Origin of the sequence: Prescottella defluvii (assembly GCF_000738775.1) — a bacterium.
GTDB classification, from domain to species: domain Bacteria; phylum Actinomycetota; class Actinomycetes; order Mycobacteriales; family Mycobacteriaceae; genus Prescottella; species Prescottella defluvii.
Genome location: NZ_JPOC01000125.1, coordinates 1 through 790, shown reverse-complemented (window position 1 = coordinate 790; position 790 = coordinate 1). Strand labels below are relative to the sequence as shown.

General features: G+C 68.1%; 2 protein-coding genes. Both read left to right on the top strand.

The genetic code is table 11. The features are described from left to right. The coding region (locus IJ15_RS0123995) for a 4Fe-4S binding protein (protein WP_037136066.1) at positions 1–284 on the top strand (284 nt) is incomplete at its 5' end. Continuing rightward, positions 284–790 (top strand): NADH-quinone oxidoreductase subunit J (locus IJ15_RS0123990; RefSeq protein ID WP_031940844.1); only part of this gene is annotated, 507 nt, incomplete at its 3' end. The genes IJ15_RS0123995 and IJ15_RS0123990, both read left to right, overlap by 1 nt.

Genomic DNA, 790 nt, shown 5'->3' with positions numbered 1-790 from the left:
CCGACAACACCGCCGAGGAACAGTATTCGCCGGGGGAGCGGTACGGCCGCGTCTACCAGATCAACTATCTCCGCTGCATCGGCTGCGGCCTGTGCGTCGAGGCCTGCCCCACCCGGGCACTCACGATGACCAACGAGTACGAGATGACCGACGACAACCGCGCCGACCTCATCTACGAGAAGGACCGGTTGCTCGCGCCGCTGCAGCCGGGCATGGAGGCCCCGCCGCACCCGATGGCCCCGGGCACCACCGACGAGGACTACTACCGCGGCGAGGTGACCTAGTGGACACCGGGACTCTGCATTCGGCGGCGCTGCTGGCCGCGGACACCTTCACCCGCACCTCCACCGGCGAGGGCGTGCAGTTCTGGATCCTCGGCACCATCGCGGTGCTCGGCGCGCTCGGCGTCGTGTGCGCGCCCAAGGCGGTGTACTCGGCGATTTTCCTCGCGATGACGATGATCATCCTCGCGGTCTTCTACATCGCACAGGGCGCCCTGTTCCTCGGTGTCGTGCAGGTGGTGGTCTACACCGGGGCGGTGATGATGCTGTTCCTGTTCGTGGTGATGCTCATCGGCGTCGACTCGTCCGATTCGCTCGTGGAAACGCTTCGCGGACAGCGGATCGCGGCGGTGGTCGCGGGCCTCGGGTTCGGCCTGCTGTTGATCGGCGGGCTGGGGAGCGCGACCGTCGGAGCGTTCGGCGCGGACGGCACGCGGGGCGGATTCGTGGGCCTCGACCAGGCGAATGCCGGCGGCAACGTCGAGGGCCTCGCCGAGATCGTGTTCATC